The following is a 22,018-nucleotide window of genomic DNA, read 5'->3' on the forward strand; positions in this document are numbered from 1 at the left end:
TCTCTCGCGCTTTGCAGGCGCTCGCCGCATCAACCCTCGTGGCGATACGCGCGGGTGATGATCACCTGCTCGCGGGGCACGTCCTGCATGCCGGAGCTGCGTCCGGTGACCACGCCGGAAATCTTGTCCACCACGTCCATGCCCCGGATGACCCGGCCGAACACGGCGTAGCCGAAGCCGCGCGACGAGCCGTCCTTGTGGTTCAGGAAGGCGTTGTCCACGGTATTGATGAAGAACTGGCTGGTGGCGCTGTCCACGTCCATGGTGCGGGCCATGGCGATGGTGCCCCGGTCGTTGTCCAGTCCGTTGGCGGCCTCATTGGCGATGGGGGCATGGGTGGCCTTCTGTGCCATGGTGGCATCGAACCCACCGCCCTGAATCATGAATCCATCGATGACGCGATGGAATATGGTGCCGTCGTAAAAGCCCTCGTCCACGTAGGCGAGGAAGTTCGCCACGCTGACCGGGGCCTTCTTCTCGTCCAGCATGAGCATAATGGTGCCCATGTTCGTCTCCATGACGATCACGGGACCGGCACCCGGTTTTCCGGCGAAAGCCGCTCCCGCGCAGAGGATGGTCAGGGCCACGGCGGCCATGAGGATGCGCAAAGCCTTCATTCTGTTGCTCCTTCGTTGATCTCGTTGGTTCGAATTCGCGTCCGCCCCCTGTGCGTACGGGAGCGGGCCGGGCATGTCAAAGGTGTCGAGACGCCCTCGACACGCACCCCGCATCTTCCCGCTGACGACATTTTCCTGTATTCCAAGATATGGTCCAAAAACTGCCCATATCGCCACTCAAGCGTGCCACGCGCAAAAAACGCGTCACCATGGCCTTCTACGGCATCGGCATTGTCTGCGTGCTCGCCGCCTTCACCACACTCGCCTACACGGTGGACCACCACGCCGCATCGGAATACGAGGCCATCTTCAACCACCAGCAGGCCACGACGACGCAACTCGCCCGCCGCGCCATGGAGGAGCGCTTCCGCTCGCTGTGCGCATCGGTCCGTCACATCGCGCAGCACACCATCCCAGCGGTGCTCTCCGGCTCGCAACCCGAAGAGACCTTCATCGCGATGTTCGAGCCGCTTCGGGCAAGCTTCCCGGAACTGCTCCTGCTCGGATACTACCCGACGCCGGAAGCGGCCCGCTTCCTCTCCGTGGCCGCGTCGCAGCGCGCCATCGCCGCCGAGCGCGAAACCCTGCGCTGGGTCGAGGAATCATGGAACGAACTCGCACGGCCCGACGCGACCATCCTCGTGCCAGACTTCCACATCACCGCGACGAACCGCTTCGCCGCCCTGCTCGTGCCCGTGCAAGACGGCAACACCCTGTGCGGCGTCCTCGCCGCGGCCGCAAACATCGACACGGTGATCCACAGCTACATTTCTCCCCTGCGGCTTCAGAAACACGGCGAAGTCTTTCTGGTGGACTCGCATGGGCGATTCCTGTTCAACAACCAGCGCCCCATCCTCGGACGCAGCCTGCTTGATCCCGAATTCGCCAATGGCCCTATCCCCGCCAAACTCCAGACCACCGTCCTCGACAGCGTCGCGGGAAACGCCGTGGAACTGCCGGACGATGGATCTCCCGGACGTCTGCTGGCATGGGAGACAGCCTTCCTCGGCAACCGCCGCCTCATCATCGGCTTGTCGGCGCTCACCAGCGACGTCAGTAGCGGCTTCTCGTACCTACGCCTCCAGCGCACGGCCTTCATAGCGCTACTCGGTCTGGCCTTCGTCAGCGCGGGCGTAGCCTTCCTGCGCCGTCTCGAAGCCCAGCGTGTCGGCTACCAGAACCTCGTGCTGCGCGCCCAGCAGGACACCTCTCCAGACGGCATCCTCGTCCAGAACCAGCACATGATTCCCACGTCCTTCAACCACCAGTTCCTCGACATGTGGGGCGTGGAGCCTGAAGACATGCGCATCGAACACATGGAACGCGCCTTCGCCAAGGCCGACCGTCTCGTCTTCGACCCCGGTGCGATCCGCGAACACTTCATGTGGCTGTGCGAACACCCGGACGAGGAGGAGACCGGCACCGAAATTCCCCTACGCGACGGACGCATCATCGAACGCCGGTCCCGTGGACTTCGTGACGCCTCGGGACGCTACCGTGGCAGAATCTTCTGGTTTCGCGACATCACAGAGCGCAAGCGGCAGGAACAGCGCATCCACGAGGCGCTGGCGGATTTCGAGGCGATCTTCGACAACTCCATGGTTGGCGTGCTCCTCACCCGCAGCGACAGACTCATGGCCATGACCAACGACCGCTTCTGCGAAATGTTCGGATATACGGAGGATGAACTGAAGGGCCAATCCTCGCGGATGATCCATGTCTCGGACGAGAGCTACTCCCGCTTCGCGCAAATGTTCATCGACAAGCTCACAAGAGGGGAAACAGTCCACGCGGAATACGACATGCGCCGCAAGGACGGCACCATCTTCCGCGCGGAATTCACGGGCAAGACCCTCGACACGTCGAACCTTTCACGCGGCGTAATCTGGATCGTCGACGACGTCACCGAACGCCACAAGCTGGAGCAACTGCGCGAGGATGTGGAGCAGATCATGCGCCACGACCTCAAGAATCCGCTGCATAACCTCATCTACGTCCCGCAGCTCTTGCGCGAGGACGGCAACCTCACCCCGCCCCAGTTGCGACTGGTGGACGAACTGGAAAAGTCCGGCTACCGCATGCTGGACATGATCAACCGCTCCATGGACATCTACAAGATGGAACGCGGCACCTACCAGCTCAAGCGCGAACCAGTCGATGCCACGCGGCTCATCGCGCGCATCGTCGCCGACCTCACGCCGGTGAGCACCGCCCGCCAACTGAATGTTGTGACCCATCGTCTGGGCGGCATGCCGCAGGATGCGCCCTACACCGTCTTCGGCGAGGAACTGCTCCTGTACTCCATGCTCCTCAATCTGTTGAAAAACGCGGTGGAAGCCGCACCGGAAGGCTCGAACGTCGAAATATACATCGACGACTCAAACGGCTCCATCGCCATCCACAACGCCGGAGCCGTGCCGGAGGACATCCGCGACAGGTTCTTCGAGAAGCTGGCCACCTCCGGCAAGTCCGGCGGTACGGGGCTTGGCACCTATTCTGCCCTGCTCATCGCCCGCGCCCACAACGGCTGCATAGGGCTCGACACGTCGGATGAACGCGGAACCACCGTCACGGTCCGCCTGCCGCTGTGGGCCGACGCCCCCGCCCCCGTGTGCACCTGAGCACCTTCCCCATGGCAAACCGGTCGATTCTCGTGTATCGTCGGCGGATTGCGGATGTTCCGCACCGCACTCCAGCACTCGGGGAGGTTCCATGCCCGGCAAGACCGTACGCGAAAGCCGCATCTCCATGTCCCAGCTCATGCTCCCGCAGGACGCCAACCCCGCGGGCAACGTCCACGGCGGCGTGGTCATGAAGCTCATCGACACGACCGGTGGAGTGGTCGCCATGCGCCACGTCCGGGGCAACGTCGTCACCGCCAGCATCGACAGGCTCGATTTCCTCACCCCCGTCTTCGTGGGCGACCTCGTCCATGTGCGGGCCAGCCTGAACCTCGTGGGCTCCTCGTCCATGGAGGTCGGGGTACGGGTGGAAACGGAAAACATCCACACCGGCGAGCTGCGGCATGCCGTCTCGGCCTATCTGACCTACGTGGCACTAGACGAGAACGGAAAGCCCATGACCGCGCCAGCGCTCATCTCCGAAACCGCCGAGGACCTGCGCCGCAGGGACGAGGCCGAACAGCGCCGCAAGGTCCGCCTTGGCGAGCGCAAGAAACACCGGGGCTAACCGCCCCGCTCCATCGGAAGCATCCCATGAACACCACGAACGCAAACGCCCTCGCCGCCATGGCGGACGCCCTGTGCGCCACCGCCGAGGAGGCGGGACGCATCATCCTCGACATCTACGAGGAAGGCTTCGAGGTCGAGCTCAAGCCCGACGACTCGCCCATCACCCGCGCCGACCGCGCCTCGCACGTCTTCGTCTCGAAACGCCTCGGCGAACTGTACCCGGATATCCCGCTGCTCTCCGAGGAGGGCATCCACCTGCCCATCGCCGAGCGCAGCCGCTGGCAACGCTTCTTCCTGCTCGATCCCCTCGACGGCACCAAGGAATTCGTGAAGCGCAACGGTGAATTCACCGTCAACATCGCCCTCGTCGAGGGCCGCAGCCCCGTGCTCGGCATCGTGCGCATTCCGGTGCGCGGCGTGACCTACTGGGGCGGCCCGCACCTCGGGGCCTTCCGCAGGCACGACGGCGGCGAGGCGCAGCCCATCGCCACAGCAGCCCCCGGACCGGGCGGCCCGGTGCTTCTGGCCAGCCGCTCGCACCCCGCGCCCGAGACCGAGGCCTTCGCCGCGCGAAACGGCGTGACGCGCCGCATCGACGCTGGCGGAGCCGTCAAGTTCTGCCTGCTGGCCGAGGGCACGGCACACCTCTACCCGCGCTTCAACGTGACCTGGGAATGGGACACGGCAGCCGGGCACGCGCTGATCCTCGGTGCGGGCGGCAGCTTCACCGCGCCGGACGGCGGCGACTTCCCCTACAACAAGGAAGACCTCGCCAACGGCGGATTCTTCGCCGCATGGAAATGACGAAAGGGCGGAGATGGACGGCAATGCGCCGTTCATCTCCGCCCTTTCGCCGCGTCATCAAGCTCAGGGAATGTACAAGACATTCATGAGGAACTGCGCCGCGATCAGCGGGTAGACGCTATCCGTGCGCCACATGCACAGCGTCAGCGCGGCCCCGGTGATGATGCCGCCGCACACCTCGGCCGGGCCGAGCGACCAGTGCGACAGCCCGTAGACGACGGCCGACGCGGCCACCGCCCAGCCCGACGTGCCAAGGACGGACGACAGTGCTGTCCATGCCAGCCCGCGGAACACGATCTCCTCCACGATGGACACCACGAACAGCCCCACCCACATATCCACGTTACGCAGGGACGAACCGCTCAAGCCATGGACATTCTGTGCCTGCCACTGCGGCAATGCGACGTCCAACGCGTCCATGCCCCATGTGCTCATAAGGATGAGCACGAGACTCGCCAGCAACGCGTAAAAGACGAAGGACCCCGCATCAACGGGGCGTAATCCCAAATCGTCCGGTGCCACCAGCTTTCCCGCCGCCAGCCAGAGCAGAAGCCCCGCCGGAAGAATCTTTCCGAAAACATAGTCCGCAAGAAGCCACATCCGAAAGTCGCTCGCGAATACGTTCCCGAAATCGTTCAGGAAAAATGGCATGACGACCAGCGCGTACATGACGACCAGCGCCCGTGGCTTTCCGGACACGGATGTCTCCCAGCGTTGACAGTTGCGCGGAGTCGGACAAACAATCCTTTCCATCATGCCACAGCGCAGCGGGACGCGACAAGCCGCTTCCCCACCGGGGGGACACCGCAAAACGCGACTTGTCAACCCAAAGCGTCGCACCTATACTGTTCGGCTCCACAAACAACCCCAACGACGGTGTATCGCATGCCATACAAAGGCCCCCACATTTCCATAGCCCCGGAACGCCTGGTGCCCCGCGTACTGGGCCTCGATTACAAGGAATTCAAGAGATGGCCAGAGGCGGTGCGCGAAACCGCACTGGACCTCGCCGCCGAACTCTTCCTGATCCGCTACAACCCCTTCATCGACCCGGAAATGGTCTGGAAAAGCGCGCAGGCATCCTTCAGCCGCGCCAAGCTCGCCCTTTCCGAGGAATACTCCTCCGTGCTCGCCACGGGCATGTTCCGCTTCTGGAACCAGTTCAAGGACGACCTCAAGTTCAAGGAAGAGGTCATCCGCCGCGCCCGCCAGTTCCTGCCCGAAGAGGCCATCGACATCCGCCCCAACTCGCGCGTGGAATGCGCCACCGACGCCACCGACCTGCGCATGGAACTGCCCCTGTTCGTGGCGCTGCCCGAGACCACGGCGCAGGTGCGCGATCTGGTGCGCCTCGCCGGGGCCATGAATTTCTCGCTCATCCCGCGTGGCGGCGGCTCCGGCCTCACCGGCGGTGCCATCCCGGCGCGCAGGCGTAGCGTGGTGCTGGGGCTCGCCCGCCTGAACAAGGTTCTGGACCGCGACCCCGAGGCCATGACCCTGTGCTGTCAGAGCGGCATCATCACCATCGACGCCATCCGCGCCGCTGCCGAGAGCAACATGCTGTTCACCGTGGACCCAGCCTCCAAGTCCGCGTCGTCCATCGGCGGCAACGTCTCCGAGAACTCCGGCGGCCCCTTCGCCTTCGAATACGGCACCACCATCGACAACATCCTCTCCTACCGCATGGTCATGCCCTCGGGCGAACTCATCGAGGTGCGCCGCAAGGACCACCCCGGCCACAAGATCATGCCGCACGAGACGGCCGTCTTCGAAATCCTGAACGAGCACGGCGAGCTGAAGGAAACCGTGGCCCTCGCGGGAACCGACGTGCGCGCCGAAGGCCTCGGCAAGGACGTCACCAACAAATTCCTCGGCGGCCTGCCCGGCGTGCAGAAGGAAGGCGTGGACGGCATCATCACCGAAGCCTGCTTCACCTGCCACGAGCGCCTTGCCCACTCGCGCGTGCTGTGCCTCGAATTCTTCGGCCGCACCATGCGCCCGGCCATGCACGTCATCCGCGACGTGGTGGCCCTGCGCGACGACATCCGCAAGGAAGGCGATCTGGTCAAGATTTCCGCCCTTGAGGAATTCGGCACCAAGTACGTGCAGGCCATCGAGTACAAGAAGAAGTCCACCCGCTACGAGGGCGAGCCGATCTCCGTGCTCATCCTCCAGCTCGACTCCAACGACGAGACGGCCCTCGACGGCGCGGTGAAGCGCATCGTGGACATCGTGGAGCCCTACGACGACGTGGACGTCCTCGCCGCGCGCGACGAGCGCGAGGCCGAAGTCTTCTGGGAGGACCGCCACCGCCTGTCCGCCATTTCCAAGCGGACCTCGGGCTTCAAGATCAACGAGGACATCGTCATCCCCCTCGGTGTCATTCCCGAGTTCTCGGACTTCATCGAGGGACTGAACCTCCTGTACATGGCCAAGGCCTACCGCGCCGCCCTGCAGGACGTGGGACGCCTGCCCGGCATCGGCATCGAGGACCGCTTCATCAACATGGAGTTCACCTTCGCCTCCAAGATCATCAACGGTGACGTCGGCACCAGCGAGATCTCGGATCAGGAGCTGGAGGTGCAGGCCTACTACTTCTTCCGCGACCTCAAGAGCCGCTACTCCGACCTTGGCGAGGAGCTGGACGCCGTCCACGAGAACATGCGCAAGACGCGCATCATCATCGCCAACCACATGCACGCTGGCGACGGCAACTGCCACGTCAACATCCCGGTCAACTCCAACGACCCGGTGATGCTCGCGCTGGCCGAGGAAGCCATCCACATGGTGGCCGACACCGTCATGGCCATGGGCGGCGTGGTGTCCGGCGAGCACGGCATCGGCATCACCAAAATCGGCTTCCTGCCCGAGGACCGCATCCGCGCCCTGTCCGAGTACAAGCGCCGCGTGGACCCCAAGGACATCCTGAACCCCGGCAAGCTCACCACCCGCGAGCTGCCCGCGCCGACCTACACCTTCTCCTTCAACAAGCTCATTCAGGACATCTCCAACACCGGCCTCGCCGACAAGGAACGCCTGATGAGCATGCTGACCAACATCCAGACCTGCACCCGCTGCGGCAAGTGCAAGCAGGTCTGCCCGATGTACACGCCCAGCCGCTCGCTGATCCACCACCCGCGAAACAAGAACATCAGCCTCGGCGCACTCATCGAGGCCATCTACTACTCGCAGGTCATCGGCGGCGAGCCGGACCGCTCGCTCATGGACCAGCTGCGCACGCTCGTGGACCACTGCACGGCCTGCGGCAAGTGCATGGCCGTGTGCCCGGTGAAGATCAACACGCCCGAAGTCACCCTGCACATGCGCACCTTCCTTGAAGAAAAGGGCGCGGGCGGCCACCCGATCAAGACGCGCGTCCTGCACTTCCTAGTGGGCAATCCCGCGAAGCGCGTGCCCGCCGCGGCCAAGCTGGCCGCCATCGGACAGACGGCGGCCAACCGCTCCATCACGCTTCTGCCCACCTCGTGGCGCGAGAAGGCCGTGAACCCCATGTTCCAGGGCAAGGGACCGGCGCTTGGCCTCAAAAACCTCGACGACGCGCTGCACCTCTCGCGCGGGTCGTTCTTCGTGCCCCGGAGCGACGACGACAACGGCAACGCGGTGCTCTACTTCCCCGGCTGCGGAGCGAGCCTGTTCTCCAGCTCCATCGGTCTGGCCGGTCTCTACATTCTGCTGCGCTCGGGCATCCCCGTAGTGCTGCCGCCGGAGCACATGTGCTGCGGCTACCCGCTCATCACCGCCGGATGCGAGGAAGAATTCAACGCCAACCGCTCGCGCAACATCGACCGCCTCTCGGACCTGATGCGCGCGGCGAACGGTGCGGGCCTCACGGTGCGCCACGTGCTCACCTCCTGCGGCACCTGCCGCGAGGGCCTCAAGGAATACCACCTCGAAACCTTCGCCACGCCGCTGGTCCATCGCGACGTGACCCAGTTCGTCATGGAGAACGCGCCGAAGCTGTTCGAGAACGCGCCCGCCTGCGAAGAGCCGCTCCTGTACCACGCGGCCTGCCACGCCGAGTGGTCCGGCGTTCCCGCCACCAAGGCCTCGGGACGCTACGCCGCCGCACTGGCGGACCTCTCGGGCTGCAAGGTCCGCGTCTCTCCGGGCTGCTGCGGCGAATCCGGCATGGGCGCCATGACCACCCCGGAACTCTACAACAAGCTGCGCGCCGAGAAGCAGGAGCGCCTCAAGCTCGACCTCGCCGACTACCCGGCGAAACGCCCCATCGTGGTGGGCTGCCCCTCGTGCCGCATGGGTATCCGCAGGAGCCTCATCGCCATGAAGGACAACCGTCCCGTCATCCACACGCTGGAATACCTCGCCGAGCGCCTCGGCGGAGCCAAGTGGAAGAAGGACCTCCTGTCGGCCATCGGCAACGTGGGGTCGCGCCCCGGCGTGCGCCCCGTCAACCTCTCCGGCGACCGGAACTGACGGAACGACGCATGCGCATTCTCGGTATCGACTTCGGACTCAAACGCGTGGGCCTGGCCATCACCGACGGGCTGGGCATGATGGCCTTTCCCTACAAGACCATCGTGCGCACCACGCGTGACGCACTGTTCGCCGAACTGGCGGACATCCTCGAAAAGGAACGTGTCGAAGCCATCGTGCTGGGTCTCCCCCTGTCCATGGACGGGGAGGAGACCCTGATCACGAGGCAGGTTCTCAACTTCAAGGCCAGCCTCGCGCGGCGCACCTCACTGCCCATCCACCTCGTGGACGAGCGGCTGTCCAGCGTCGCCGCCGAGGAAGATCTCATCGAGGCGGGCATGAAACGCGGCAAGATCAAGAAGGTGCTCGATCAGCAGGCCGCCGTGCGCATCCTCGAATCCCATCTGTCACAGGAGCGCCGCAACGCATGAGAAAGGCTCTCGTCGCCTGCGCCGTGCTGGCCGCCGTGGCCCTCGCCATGGCAGGCTGGACGGCATGGAAGGTTCACTCCTTCCTCTCCTCCGCCCCCGAAACGCCCGGACGTGAAGTGATCTTCACCGTCGAACCGGGCCAGAGCTTCGATCAGGTCGCCCGCCTGCTCGCGCGGGAAAACCTCGTCACCAACGTGAAGCACTTCCGGATGCTCGCCCGGTACGACGGAAAGGTCGGTGCCATCAAGGCAGGCGAGTTCAGCCTCAACACGGGCTGGACGCCGCGCAGACTGCTCGCGGAATTGACCTCGGGCCGGGTGCGCCTGCACAGGCTGTCCATTCCCGAGGGCCTCACGTGGTGGCAGGTCGGCCGCATCGTCGAGCACGCAGGTCTCGGCTCCTTCGAGAGCTTCGAACGCGCCGTGCACGACCGAAAAATCCTCGAGCGCTACCACATTCCCTTCGAAAGCGCCGAGGGCTTCCTGTATCCGGAGACCTACCACTTCCCGCGCCCGCACGGGGGCGACGCCACTCCCGTCGTCCGTGCGATGCTGGCCATGTTCTGGAAGGCCGCCGGACACCGCCTGTGGCCCAATGGCCTGCCCTCTCCCGAGGAACTGCGCCGCATCGTGACGCTGGCCTCCATGGTGGAGAAGGAAACGGGCACCGCCTCCGAACGTCCGCGCATCGCTGGCGTCTACGCCAACAGGCTCAAGATCGGCATGCTCATGCAGTGCGACCCCACCGTCATCTACGGACTCGGCACTGCCTTCGACGGCAACCTCACCCGCAAACACCTGCGCGACGAGACCAACCCCTACAACACCTACAAGCTACCCGGACTGCCCTACGGCCCCATCTGCTCGCCGGGGCTGCAATCCCTCGAAGCGGCCATGAATCCGGAACCCAACAACTTCATCTTCTTCGTGGCCAAGGGCGACGGCAGCCACTTCTTCAGTGCCACGCTCGACGCGCACAACCGCGCCGTGCGCCAGTACCAGCTTGGCATGGCCAATCCCTAATCATCGGCCAACACACGCGCCATTCACGCCCCGCATCGGCATGCCGATGCGGGGCGTTTTGCATTGCACGGTCTCCACACGACAGCACCGTTCTTCGACAACAGGTATACGTATGCGCCCCACCATGCTATGCTTGGGCAAACCGTCCGTCATGGAGGCCCGCATGCGCAAGTCCATCGTGGTCCAAATGATCATCGCCGTGGCAGCCGCCCTCGTCATCGAGGGGCTGTTCTTCTACACGTACCTCACACTCGATATCCACCGCCTTTCGCGCGAACGGGCGAACGTCACACGCAAAAACGTCTACCAGATGGAGCAGTACAGCCTGCAGGACGTCGTGCAGCTCGCCTACACCACAGTCAATCGCTTCCACGACCAATCCATGGACATCGAGGGACTCAAACGCGACAAGGCCCGCGAACTGCGCAAGATCGTCGATACCGCCCACAGCCTGCTCACCGAGGAATACCACGCCAACAAGAACTCCCTCCCTCGTGCGGAACTGCTCGAACGGCTCAAGGCCCACATCGTCCGCATGCGCTACGACGACGGCAACTACCTCTGGATCACCGACACCGACTCGCACATGATCGCCCATCCCATAAGCCCACAGCTCAACGGCAAGGACATGAGCACCGCCACGGACCCGAAGGGCAAGCGCCTCTTCGCCGAGATGTCCAAGGTCGCCAAGGCTTCGGGCGAGGGGACCGTGGACTACATGTGGGCCAAGCCCGGAGAGACCGAGGCCAAGGTCAAGGTCTCCTACGTCAAGCTCGTCCCGGAACTCGGCTGGATCGTCGGCACCGGCGCGTGGGTCGAGGACCTCACCGAGGATCTCAAGCGACAAGCCCTTGAACAGGTGAAGCGGATGCGGCTGGCCGACAACAACTACTTCTGGATCAACAACCTCGAACCGCGCATGATCATGCACCCCGAAAAGCCGGAGCTTGACGGCAAGAAGGTCGACGACATCAAGGACCCCACCGGCAAGGCCATCTTCGTCGAATTCGTGAATGCCGTGCGGGAGGACGGGGAAGGCTTCGTCGACTACCAGTGGCCCAAGCCCGGACAGACCGGGAACTTCCCGAAGCTGTCCTTCGTGAAGCTGTTCAGACCGTGGGGCTGGGTGATCGGCATGGGCGTGTACATGGACGAAGTCGAGGCGCAGATTGTGCGCGAGCGCGACGATTTCGACGCCGCCGTGTCTGCCATGCTCAACAAGGCAAGCCTCTTCGGCGTGGCCTTCATCACCTTCGTGATGGCGGCCATCGTCGTGCTGATGCGCATGCGGCTCAAGAAGCCCATCGACGCGGTGGTGGACTATTCCGGCAATGTGGCCCGAGGCGACCTCGATGCGACAATGAGCGGCACATTCCGTGGCGAGGTGCTTCGGCTCAAGGAATCCATCGAAGCCATGGTGGACAGCCTCAAGGCCAAGATGCGCGAGGCCGAACTCAAGAGCGAAGAGGCCGAAGAGGAGGCCGGGCGCGCCCGCATCGCCAAGCAGGAGGCCGACGAAGCCCGTGCCAAAGCGGAAACGGCGAAACGAGACGGCATGCTCGAAGCCGCGCGAGCGCTGGAATCCATCGTCGAACGCGTGACCACGGCCTCGGAGGAGTTGTCTTCGCAGTCCGAGCAAATACGCGTAGGCACCACCACCCAGAAGCAGCGCATCGGCGAAACCGCAACGGCCATGGACCAGATGAACGCCACGGTGCTCGAAGTGGCCCGCAATGCAGGCAACGCCGCCGACAACGCGGACCAGACCCGCCGCAAGGCCATGGAAGGGCGCGACATCGTCACGCAGGCGGTTTCGGCCATCACCTCGGTGCACAAGCTGGCCTCAACCCTCAAGAAGGACATGGACACCCTCGGCGTTCAGGCCGAAGCCATCGGCCAGATCATGAACGTCATCACCGACATCGCGGACCAGACCAATCTGCTGGCGCTGAACGCCGCCATCGAGGCCGCCCGCGCCGGAGACGCCGGGCGCGGCTTCGCCGTCGTCGCGGACGAGGTGCGCAAGCTCGCCGAAAAGACCATGACCGCCACCAAGGAGGTCGGCGACTCCATCGGCGCCATCCAGCATTCAGCCCGCACCAACGCCGCGCACGTTGACAACGCGGTGGAAACGGTGGAGGAGGCGACTCGGCTGGCGGATTCATCGGGAACAGCGCTGGCGAGCATCGTGTCCCTCTCCGAGGGCACGGCGGATCAGGTCCGCAACATCGCCACTGCCAGCGAGGAACAATCCGCGGCCAGCGAGCAGATCAACCGCGTCGTGGACGAAATCAACGCCATCGCGGGGAACATCGCCGACGGCATGGATCAGGCCACGCAGGCCCTGCAGGAGTTGGCGCAACTGGCGGCGGATCTCGCCGGGCTCATCGAGAGGATCAAGGACGAGAATAGCTGATCGCGGGGCGCGGCGCTCACTGACCGCCGCGCCTGCTACATTCTGTCGGGTTCGGACAGGATGGTCCGATACATATCCACCACGTCCCGGGCGTCGTCGCCAACTGTGCGCACGCTCGGGACGTTCGCGCTCAAGCTGGCGCACAGGGCCTCGTCCGCAGCCAACCGCGACAGGGCGTCGGCCAGTTCCCCTGCGTCCCCTGGCGCAACGACCAGCGCGTTCACGCCGTCGTCGAGCACGTCGGCAAGGGCGGGCAGGCGCGACGCCACCAGCGGCACGCCTGCGGCGAAGGCCTCGCGCGCGACAAGGCAATAGCTCTCCTCGCGCGAGGGGACGACTACCACATCCAGCCGGGCCAGAATGCCCGCCAGATCGGGCGGTCCGTAGTTTCCCCGGTAGGTCGCACCGGGCAGCCCCATCATCCGCCGCAGAATCGGCTCGCAATACGCGCCCTGCTCCGCGTGCCCATGGACGTCCAGCGTCGCCGCGCCCGGAGCGAGTCGCGAAAAGGCCTCCACCAGCACATCAAGCCCCTTCTTGAAGGTCAGCCGCCCCAGATACCCCACGCGCAACGGACCGCGACGCCCGGTGCGGCGCGCACGCACCGTCTCAACGCCGTCCACGCTCACCCCCAGCGGGAACAGCCGCACGCGCTCTGCCGGAACCCCCGCCCCGGTCAGATGCCCCCGCGTATACTCCGAGGCCGCAAGCACCACGTCTGCCCGCCCGATTACGGCGCTCAGGTAGCGGCTTCGCAAATCCATGAGCCGCGTCATGACCGCAAGTGGCGCAATGCGCGCCAGCCCCGGCACGCGACCGAGCAGACACCGCGCACAGGTCGCGGCGTCCACGGGCACCTCGGTGCAGACGTGGCCGTTGTGCCGGACAAGGTGGCACTGATTGCAGTAGGCCCATGCGTCATGCGCGGTGAAGAGGCTCGCAATCCCGGCCCTAACGCTCAGGTCCAGCGCGCTGCCGGTGAACCCTATGAGGTGATGGAAATGGGCCACCTGCGTGCCACGCTCCCGCAGCAGGGAAACCAGCGCGGCCCCCACCTCGTCGTCCCGGAAGCGCGAGGCAACGTCCCGGCGCACGGGCACGGCCACGCCATGAAAGGGCACGCCGTCCACGACGGACCGTTCCACCGCGCCAAGCGCCCCGCCTTCCGGGCGCGGATACCAGCACGTCACCTCATGCCCGGCGTCGGTCAACTGCCGCGCAAGGGACAGCACATACAGTTCCACGCCGCCCAGACGGCGGGCCGGGGTCTCGTGCAGAATGAGCGCGATATTCATGCGCCGACCGTAAGGCATTTCGACCACTTGCGAAAGCGTCTACGAAATCGCGCGCGCCACAACGCAAACGGCCCGCGTCCGATATGGACGCGGGCCGTGGAAAAGCGGAAACCGGAGGAATCCGGCCTAGAAATCGAAGTTGAGGTGGGCGCGCAGGGCGTCCATGGTCTCGTTTGCGGCAGCCTCGGCGCGGCGGTTGCCGTCACGCAGGATCTCCCACACGCGGTCGGGATTCTCGTCCAGCTCGCGACGGCGGGCGTGGATGGGGGCCAGGAAGCGCTCCATGGATTCAAACAGCAGCTTCTTGCAGTCCACGCAACCCCAGCTGGCGTTGCGGCAGCCCTCTTCGATCTCGGGCAGACGCTCGGGGTCGGTGAGAATCTTGTGGTAGGGGAACAGGTTGCACACACAGGGATCGCCGGGATCGGCCTTGCGCAGACGGTTGGTGTCCGTGAGCATGGTCATGAGCTTCTGACGCACGGAGTCCATGTCCTCGCTAAGCGAAATGGAGTTGCCGTAGCTCTTGGACATCTTGCGGCCATCGAGGCCGGGCAGCTTGGAATCCTCGGTCAGCAGGGCCTGCGGCTCCACAAAGAAGTCGCCGTACAGGAAGTTGAAACGGCGAGCGATCTCGCGCGAAAGCTCCATGTGCGGCAGCTGGTCCTGCCCCACGGGCACGAACTCCGGCTTGTACATGAGGATGTCGCCGGTCATAAGCACGGGGTAGCCGAGGAAACCGTAGGTGTTGAGGTCCTTCTGCGCCAGCTGTTCCTTCTGATCCTTGTAGGTGGGGCAGCGCTCCAGCCAGCCGAGCGGCGTGACCATGGACAGCAGCAGGTGCAGTTCGGCGTGGGCCTTGACCTGCGACTGCTGGAAGATGACGCAGCGCGCGGGGTCGAGACCGGCGGCCACCCAATCCTTGACCAGACCGGGCACGAAGCCCTTGATCTTGCGGGGATCGGCGTATTCGCTGGTCAGCGCGTGCCAGTCGGCCACGAAGAAGAAGCAGTCGTACTCGTCCTGAAGGTTCACCCAGTTGCGGAGAACGCCGAAGTAATGGCCAAGATGAAGCGCCCCGGTGGGACGCATGCCGGAGACGATGCGTTTCTTGCTGTGCGTCATTGTTTTGGTCCTAGATCATGTGCAGTAGCGGTGCGAGAACAGACAGTACGGGCGCGAAGACGAACCTGAGCATGCCGGTCATGACCAGCACCAGCAGGATGATGAACCCGTAGCGTTCCAGTTGCATGTACTTGTAGGCCAGTCGCGGCGGCAGAAGCTCGGCCAGAATCTTGCTGCCGTCCAGCGGCGGAATGGGCAGCAGATTGAACACGCCGAGAATCACGTTGATCAGCACGCCGTAGCGGACGATGTTCACGAGGGGAACGAAGAAGAACTCGCCCATGCCACCCGGCGCGGGCGGAAAGGCGAGCATGAGCGCGAAGACGGCGTACAGCGCCACGGCTAGCAGGAAGTTCATGGCCGCGCCCGCTGCGGAAACCACGATGATGCCCTTGCGGATGTCGCGGAAGTTCCGGGGGTTGATGGGCACGGGCTTGGCCCAGCCGATGATGAAGCCCGAGGTCAGCGCCGTAAGCAGAAAGACCAGCGTCCCCATGGGGTCCATGTGACGGATGGGGTTGAAGGTCAGCCTTCCGGCGAACTTGGCGGTGGGGTCGCCGTACCAGTAGGCGGCCAGACCGTGTGCCACCTCGTGGCAGGTCACGGCGAGCAGAAAGGGAACCGCCAGTATGGCGATTCGCACTATGGCTTCTGATATGTCGAACATGGGGTTTGCGGATTACCACGAACGCCCGCCGGGGGCAAGCCGACGGGCGTGTGGCGAATCGGGAATGCGGGCGCGGGCATGGCCCGCGCTATGCGTTGTCGAGTGCTGCGGAAACCTTGGACTTCAGCTCGCCGAGATCGACGGCCTTCACCACGTAGTAGTCCGCGGCGATGGACTTGAGGTCATGCTGGAAGCTGTCGTACGCGGTGCACAGAATCACGGGAAGATTCTGCTCCCGGCTGCGAATCTGCTGAAGGAGATCCAGCCCGGAGCGATTGTTTCCGAGCTTGATGTCGAGGACGACGACCTCGGGTGTCTCACGGTCGAGCACGTCGAGGATTTCCTCGTTGCCATCGGAAGTCGCCACCTCGTAGCCTTCGTTCTGAAGCTCTTCCTGGTAGAGCATGCGGATGTGCTTCTCGTCGTCCACAACCAGGACTTTTCTCTTGCTCATGGCCCCTCCGCGGGCGGAATGGACCGTTTGCGGCCTCGCCCCGAAATGTTTACCTTGCGGTACCGACCACGTTGCAGGTCTCGCGTTTCATCAATTTAGCCACAAAATCCACGAAAAAGGAATCCGAAATTTGCCGCAGCCGAAAAATGCTTGCACCTGCCGCCCGATGCCTGTAGACAGGCAATTCTGATCATTCCGGTACGATTTATGGAGAGCACATGATTACCATACACATCATTCCCGCCGGTGAAACACGGGAAATCCAGAAGCCAAACACCGTCCTCCAGCTCCTCAACAGGCTGGGACTGCGGCGCACGGACGCGCTCATCATCCGCGGCGACGAAATGCTCACTCAGGACCGCACCATAGACAACGAGGATCACATCACCATCCGCATGGTGGGTTCGAGGGGATAGACGCATGAAGTGTTCACGCTGCAAGAAAACGGCCCAGGTAGCCCTGCCCAGCCATCACGCAGGGTTCTGCCCCGAGTGCTTCAACGAGTTCTTCTCGCGGCAGGTGGAACGTGCCATCCGGCACTTCCGCATGTTCACCAGAAACGACCGCGTGCTGGTGGCGCTCTCGGGCGGCAAGGACTCCCTCGCCCTGTTCCGCGAACTGCACGTGCAGGGGTATAACGTCACCGGCCTGCACATCGACCTCGCCATCAACGGCTCCTCGCCCCATGCCCGCCAAATGGTGGAGCGCTTCTGCGAGGGCCTCGGCGCACCGCTACGGGTGGTCTCCATGGCCGAGGAAGGCCTGTCCATCACGGAGGTCAAGCACAAGGTCAAGCGCCCCATCTGCTCCGTATGCGGCAAGGTGAAGCGCTACTATTTCAACAAGGTCGCCCTCGACGAGGGCTTCACCGCGCTGTGCACTGGGCACAACCTTGATGACGAGGTGGGCCGCCTGCTCGCCAACACGCTGCGCTGGGACGTCTCGTACCTGAGTGACCAAAGCCCCGCCCTGCCCGCCTCCGGCGGCTTCGCGCCCAAGTACCGCCCACTGTACCGCCTCTCGGAATTCGAGACCGCGGCCTACTGCTTCTTCAACGGCATCGAGCACAGCACCGCCGTGTGCCCCTACAGCGCCGGAGCGAGCTTCCCCGTGCGCAAGGAGCTGCTCAACACGCTGGAGGAGCACAGCCCCGGCAGCAAGCTGAGCTTCTACGAAACGTTCCTCAAGAACGCCAAGGCGCTCTTCGAGGCCGCCGAGAAGCGCGACGGCGACAGCCTCGCCCCCTGCACATCCTGCGGCTATCCCACCTCGGCGGGCGTGTGCAACATCTGCCGTCTCAAGGAACAACTGCGGGACTAGCCCTTTTCCACGCCACCGATCGACGCCCCGCCGCATGTCGCGGGGCGTCGTCATCCTTTCCCTTCTTTTACGCACCCCGCCTTGCCCTACCCACCTTTTTAAGGTAGGTAGATTTATGGTACCGAAACTGTAACTGCCGCATGCGCCACGCGGCGGCACTGCGGCAACCAATACGCCCAGGGGGGAAGGCAATGCGGAAATCGGCTCTCATCGTGCTCGCGCTTTGCGCTGCCATGCTCGTTCCCGCAGGATGCGGCAAGGGCCCCGTTCCGGAAGGGGCGTCCTACAGTTTCACGTTCGGCAAGCTTGCGTCGGAGGAACCGGGCACCGTCACGGAGCTTCACGCCGCCGTGCTCAAGGCCCTAAAGACCCTTGAACTGCCCGTGGCCTTCAACAAAAAGGACAACCTCGTCGCGGTCATCCAGACCTTCACATCCGAAGGCGAAAGCATCCAGATCACCATCCACTACCGTTCCGTGGACGTCTCGGAACTCAGGTTCGAGTCCGACGACCGGGTGGACGTCTACAAACTGAGCGGCCTGCTGGAGGAAATCCGCAAGAACATGTCGGTCATCTAGGCCGAACGCCTCGCACATCCGCGCCCCGGTCCGCATCGACGGTCCGGGGCGTTTCGCGTTGGCAACGGCGCACGAAACGGGTATGCATGGTGCTCCCGACGGATACCATCATGACGCGACACCCCACCGTTTCCGTGGTCCTGCCCGCCTTCGACGCCGCCCAGAGCCTTCCGGCCTGTCTGGACAGCCTCCTCGCGCAGGACATGGACGACTTCGAAATCATCGCCGTGGACGACGGCTCCACGGACGACACCGCCGACATCCTGAACCGCCATGCGCGGCGGGACGAGCGTCTGCACGTCGTTAACGCACCCCACGCGGGTGTGGCCCATGCCTTCAACACCGGCATCGCACAGGCCACCGGGCGCTACATCGCCCGCATGGACGCCGACGACGTCTGCCATCCCTCACGCCTACGCCTTCAGGCCGCACATCTCGACGCCAACCACGACACGGGACTCGTCGCCTGCAGGGTGGCCTTTGGCGGCTGCCGGGAAACCTGTGCGGGATACGCCCACCATGTGGACTGGACCAACACCCTCGTCAGCGCCGAGGACATCGCCCTCAACCGCTTCGTGGACCTGCCCTTCGCCAATCCGGCAGTGATGTTCCGAGCGGAGCTGGCAGAGCGCCTTGGCGGCGCGCGCGACGGCGACTTTCCCGAGGACTACGACATGTGGCTGCGCTGGCTGGACGCCGGGGTACGCATGGAAAAGCTCCCGCAGACCCTCGTCACATGGAACGACCCGCCGACCCGCCTCACCCGCAACGACACGCGCTACGATCCCGAGGCCTTCTACCGCGTCAAGGCGCACTACCTTGCCCGGTGGCTCGCCGCGCACAATCCGCAGCATCCCGAGGTCTACGTGCTCGGTGCCGGTCGCCCCACCCGCCGCCGCGCGGACATGCTCCTCGCCCACGGCGTCGCCATCGCGGCCTACGTGGATGTAGACCCGAAAAAAATCGGCATGGTCATCGACGGCCGCCCGGTCATCGCACACGAGGATCTGCCCGGTCCGGGGCACTGCTTCATGCTGTCCTACGTGGCCAATCGCGGCGCGCGCGAGCGCATCGCCCGCATGCTCGCCGCGCAGGGCTACGCCATCGGGCGCGACTACCTTCCCGCCGCATAGACTGCCCGCTCCACGCGCGGCGGAGAATCCGCCCCGTCCCACACCACGCGAATCCGCCCACAGTCCGCCACCGTCATAAGCGGCACCTTGCGTTGCGCCAGCGCCTCGCGCACCTCGGCGTTCGGATAGCGGCGATAGTTCATGAATCCCGCCGAGGCCATGGCCAGCTTCGGCGCGACGCGGTCATAAAGTTCCGGCGAAAAGCTACTCCGGCTGCCGTGATGCGGCAGGACCAGCACATCGCAACGTACGTCCGCCCCACCCGCCAGTAGCCCGCCGATGGCTGGAATCTCCACATCCCCCGGCAAAAGCGCCAGCCCACGCCCCTTCCACACCAGCCGCAGCACAAGCGAGGCGTTGTTGCCCCCGGCCTTGCGACGCTCGTCCGGATACAGCACGTCGAGCCACAGGTCCGGCCCGAGGTCGAGACGCTCTCCGGCGCGCACGATGCGCTCCGGCACCCCGGCCTCGCGCACCAGTGCCCGCAGGCCCGCGACCTCCTCGCCATGGGGCCAGATGCCGCTATCCACGAATGTTCCGATGTCGAAGAGCTTCAGCAGGTGCGTAAAGCCCCGGTAGTGATCCGTATCAGGATGGCTCAAAACCGCGAGATCAACGCGCGGCGCACGCCCAAGGCTCAAGGCCGGACCGACCACCGCCCGCCCGATGTCGAAACCGGGCATGCCGCCTCCGGCGTCCACCAGCACACGCCGTCCGCCCGGACATTCCACGCACAGCGCCTGACTCTGCCCCGTATCGTAGAGCACAAGGGCCACACGCTCGTGGGAGTCCGCAACACCTTGAACCAGTGACGGCGCAACGAGCAGGACCAGCCCCGCCAGCGCGGCGGCCATGGCTCTGCGCGACAGCCGATTCACTGCAAAGACCACCGCGACGCAGGCCAGCGCATAGCCGAGGGTCTGCGGCCACAGCGGGCGCAGCACGGCCAGCTCCGGCATGGCACCCACAGCGTCGAGCCGCGAGAGCACCCCAAGGCCGCAGTCCAGCAGCCACGCCGCCGCGCCAAACACAACCTGCGCCACGTCGGCCAGCCCCGGCAGCAGAAAAAGAACCAGCCCGCACAGCCCAAGCGGTATAACCACCAGTCCCAGAAGCGGTAGCCACAAAAGATTCAGGTGCAACCCCAGCGGAATCACCCCAAAATTCCACGCCATGAGCGGCAACAGCGCGAGATTGGCGCACACGCTCATGATCAGGATGCCACACACCCCGCGCAGGATGCGTTCGATAAGGCTCCGCCTGCCGTAGCCGTCGCCATGCCGGACGGGCCGCAGCCCCGCCGCGCCGCGCGCCACGCGTTCGCACGCCTTCTCGACGACGCACCACAGGGGCGACCCGAACACGGCGATGCCCGCGACGGCGCAGGCCGACATCTGTAGGCCGAGATCGTATGCGGACAGAGGACTTACGCCCAGAATGAGCGCGAGGGCGAGAAACAGACCGTCGAGCAGCACGCGCTCGCGCCCGGCAAAGAGCAGTACGCCCCAGGCCGCGAACATGATGCCCGCGCGCACAAGGCTTGGCGACGCGCCGCCGAGCCACACGTACCCGGCCACGAAGGGCGCGGCGCACAGTACGGCGAGCTTCGGGCGCGGCACGCGCAGCAGAATGGACGGGGCAAGCCAACCCGCAAGCCACGCCAATCCCACGCCGATTCCGGCGGCAAAGCCCACATGCATGCCCGACAGCGCAAGGCTGTGCGAAAGCGAGGCCCGACGCAGAAGGTCCGTCGTCTCCTGCGATATGTGGAAACGATCGCCGGTGAGCAGTGCGGCCAGCACGGCGCGCCCCTGCCCGACGTCACTCCCGCCGTCACCGCCGAAGGCAACCGCCCGCGCCAGCCGCGCCCGAAGCCCGTCGTCGCGCGCCGTGACCTCCGGATTCCCCTTGCTCCCGCTGCTCCAGCCGCGCCAGAACACGCCCTGACGCGCCCAGTGGAAGGCGGTGTCCCACCCGCCGGGGTTGAGGTAGCCCCTTGCCGGGCGCACGCGCGTGGTTACGGAGACCACAGCCCCCGGTGCGGGGCGTTGCGCCGGATACTGCCAGTTCCACAGGAAGCGTCCGGGAACGGGCACGACCTCGCCGCCAGCACGAACCACGCTGGCATCGTCAACGAGCACGCGCAGCATCCGGCCGGGGCAGGACTCGGTTCCGGCCACGCGGCCCGTCACGCGGACGGTCTCGCGTTCGAGCATCCATGTGGGGATATCGGTGGGGATGTGCGGCATTGCGGCGCTGGCCAGAAACCAGCCGACGCCGAAGCCGATAAGGAGAGGAAAAGCGCGGAAGACCATCCGCCGGGGGAAATCGGAAAAGGCAACGAGGAGCGCCAGCGCGCACGCAGCGGCCAGCGGCTGGCGGGGGGCGAAGAGTCCGAACGTCAACGCGAGGAAGAGCACCTGCCACGGCACAAGCCCCGGCACGGTCGGCGCTGCGCCTCGCGCGTCCTGCCCGTATGCGTCCATGCCCCCTCCCGTGGGCGGTCCGGAACG

At 64.9% G+C, this 22,018-nt stretch carries 18 protein-coding genes; 11 read left to right on the forward strand and 7 right to left on the reverse strand.

Annotated features, from left to right (window positions below):
* Nucleotides 1-29: 29 nt before the first annotated feature.
* Entirely contained in the window at nucleotides 30-617 is a 588-nt protein-coding gene (locus GGQ74_RS06885; RefSeq protein WP_167940757.1) for a peptidylprolyl isomerase, read from the reverse strand.
* A gap of 149 nt (nucleotides 618-766) precedes the next feature.
* On the opposite strand from GGQ74_RS06885, the gene GGQ74_RS06890 reads away from it, so the two are divergent.
* The 3 genes from GGQ74_RS06890 to cysQ all read left to right on the forward strand — a co-directional run bounded on the left by GGQ74_RS06890 (nucleotide 767) and on the right by cysQ (nucleotide 4,612).
* Entirely contained in the window at nucleotides 767-3,238 is a 2,472-nt protein-coding gene (locus tag GGQ74_RS06890) for a PAS domain S-box protein (RefSeq protein ID WP_167940758.1), read from the forward strand.
* Nucleotides 3,239-3,329: 91 nt separating this feature from the next.
* On the forward strand, nucleotides 3,330-3,806 hold the full coding sequence (locus GGQ74_RS06895; RefSeq protein ID WP_167940759.1) for an acyl-CoA thioesterase: 477 nt from the start codon (nucleotides 3,330-3,332) through the stop codon (nucleotides 3,804-3,806).
* Nucleotides 3,807-3,832: 26 nt separating this feature from the next.
* A complete protein-coding gene (cysQ, locus tag GGQ74_RS06900; protein ID WP_245168136.1) occupies nucleotides 3,833-4,612 on the forward strand; it encodes a 3'(2'),5'-bisphosphate nucleotidase CysQ in 780 nt (259 codons plus the stop codon).
* A gap of 63 nt (nucleotides 4,613-4,675) precedes the next feature.
* Here cysQ and GGQ74_RS16475 read toward each other — a convergent pair whose 3' ends face one another.
* Nucleotides 4,676-5,311 carry a CPBP family glutamic-type intramembrane protease gene (locus GGQ74_RS16475; RefSeq protein ID WP_167940760.1) on the reverse strand — a complete coding sequence of 212 codons (636 nt, stop codon included), beginning with the start codon at nucleotides 5,309-5,311 and terminating at the stop codon, nucleotides 4,676-4,678.
* A 186-nt stretch (nucleotides 5,312-5,497) separates the two neighbouring features.
* Here GGQ74_RS16475 and GGQ74_RS06910 point away from each other — a divergent pair, with 186 nt between their 5' ends.
* The 4 genes from GGQ74_RS06910 (at nucleotide 5,498) to GGQ74_RS06925 (ending at nucleotide 12,936) form a co-directional block, all read left to right on the forward strand.
* On the forward strand, nucleotides 5,498-9,067 hold the full coding sequence (locus GGQ74_RS06910) for an FAD-binding and (Fe-S)-binding domain-containing protein (protein WP_167940761.1): 3,570 nt from the start codon (nucleotides 5,498-5,500) through the stop codon (nucleotides 9,065-9,067).
* A gap of 11 nt (nucleotides 9,068-9,078) precedes the next feature.
* The gene (gene ruvX / locus GGQ74_RS06915; RefSeq protein WP_167940762.1) at nucleotides 9,079-9,498 is read left to right on the forward strand and encodes a Holliday junction resolvase RuvX; all 420 of its coding nucleotides are present in this window, start codon (nucleotides 9,079-9,081) and stop codon (nucleotides 9,496-9,498) included.
* Nucleotides 9,495-10,520 (forward strand): endolytic transglycosylase MltG, encoded by a 1,026-nt coding sequence (gene mltG / locus GGQ74_RS06920; protein WP_167940763.1) that lies wholly within the window; start codon nucleotides 9,495-9,497, stop codon nucleotides 10,518-10,520. Before ruvX ends, mltG begins: the two co-directional genes overlap by 4 nt.
* A 163-nt stretch (nucleotides 10,521-10,683) precedes the next feature.
* Nucleotides 10,684-12,936 carry a methyl-accepting chemotaxis protein gene (locus GGQ74_RS06925; RefSeq protein WP_167940764.1) on the forward strand — a complete coding sequence of 751 codons (2,253 nt, stop codon included), beginning with the start codon at nucleotides 10,684-10,686 and terminating at the stop codon, nucleotides 12,934-12,936.
* 35 nt (nucleotides 12,937-12,971) lie between these two features.
* On the opposite strand, the gene GGQ74_RS06930 is transcribed toward GGQ74_RS06925, so the two are convergent.
* From GGQ74_RS06930 to GGQ74_RS06945, 4 genes are all read right to left on the reverse strand, one after another.
* Nucleotides 12,972-14,231, reverse strand: coding sequence for a glycosyltransferase (locus tag GGQ74_RS06930; RefSeq protein ID WP_167940765.1), 1,260 nt, complete (start codon nucleotides 14,229-14,231; stop codon nucleotides 12,972-12,974).
* Nucleotides 14,232-14,357: 126 nt separating this feature from the next.
* Entirely contained in the window at nucleotides 14,358-15,353 is a 996-nt protein-coding gene (gene trpS / locus GGQ74_RS06935) for a tryptophan--tRNA ligase (protein WP_167940766.1), read from the reverse strand.
* A gap of 10 nt (nucleotides 15,354-15,363) precedes the next feature.
* A complete protein-coding gene (locus tag GGQ74_RS06940) occupies nucleotides 15,364-15,996 on the reverse strand; it encodes a site-2 protease family protein (RefSeq protein ID WP_342448587.1) in 633 nt (210 codons plus the stop codon).
* A 112-nt stretch (nucleotides 15,997-16,108) separates the two neighbouring features.
* Entirely contained in the window at nucleotides 16,109-16,474 is a 366-nt protein-coding gene (locus GGQ74_RS06945; protein WP_167940768.1) for a response regulator, read from the reverse strand.
* 218 nt (nucleotides 16,475-16,692) lie between these two features.
* Here GGQ74_RS06945 and GGQ74_RS06950 point away from each other — a divergent pair, with 218 nt between their 5' ends.
* From GGQ74_RS06950 to GGQ74_RS06965, 4 genes are all read left to right on the forward strand, one after another.
* Nucleotides 16,693-16,890, forward strand: coding sequence for a hypothetical protein (locus GGQ74_RS06950; protein WP_167940769.1), 198 nt, complete (start codon nucleotides 16,693-16,695; stop codon nucleotides 16,888-16,890).
* A 4-nt stretch (nucleotides 16,891-16,894) separates the two neighbouring features.
* A complete protein-coding gene (locus GGQ74_RS06955) occupies nucleotides 16,895-17,794 on the forward strand; it encodes a PP-loop family protein (RefSeq protein WP_167940770.1) in 900 nt (299 codons plus the stop codon).
* A 191-nt stretch (nucleotides 17,795-17,985) separates the two neighbouring features.
* Nucleotides 17,986-18,372 (forward strand): DUF3568 family protein, encoded by a 387-nt coding sequence (locus GGQ74_RS06960; RefSeq protein WP_167940771.1) that lies wholly within the window; start codon nucleotides 17,986-17,988, stop codon nucleotides 18,370-18,372.
* A 110-nt stretch (nucleotides 18,373-18,482) separates the two neighbouring features.
* Nucleotides 18,483-19,505, forward strand: a complete 1,023-nt coding sequence (locus GGQ74_RS06965) for a glycosyltransferase family 2 protein (protein WP_167940772.1) — start codon at nucleotides 18,483-18,485, stop codon at nucleotides 19,503-19,505.
* Here the strand turns inward: GGQ74_RS06965 and GGQ74_RS06970 are convergent.
* Complete coding sequence (locus GGQ74_RS06970; RefSeq protein ID WP_167940773.1) at nucleotides 19,487-21,991, reverse strand: DNA internalization-related competence protein ComEC/Rec2; 2,505 nt, start codon at nucleotides 21,989-21,991, stop codon at nucleotides 19,487-19,489. The two genes, GGQ74_RS06965 and GGQ74_RS06970, sit on opposite strands and share 19 nt — an antisense overlap.
* Nucleotides 21,992-22,018: the final 27 nt, after the last annotated feature.

Origin of the sequence: Desulfobaculum xiamenense (assembly GCF_011927665.1) — a bacterium.
GTDB lineage: Bacteria > Desulfobacterota > Desulfovibrionia > Desulfovibrionales > Desulfovibrionaceae > Desulfobaculum > Desulfobaculum xiamenense.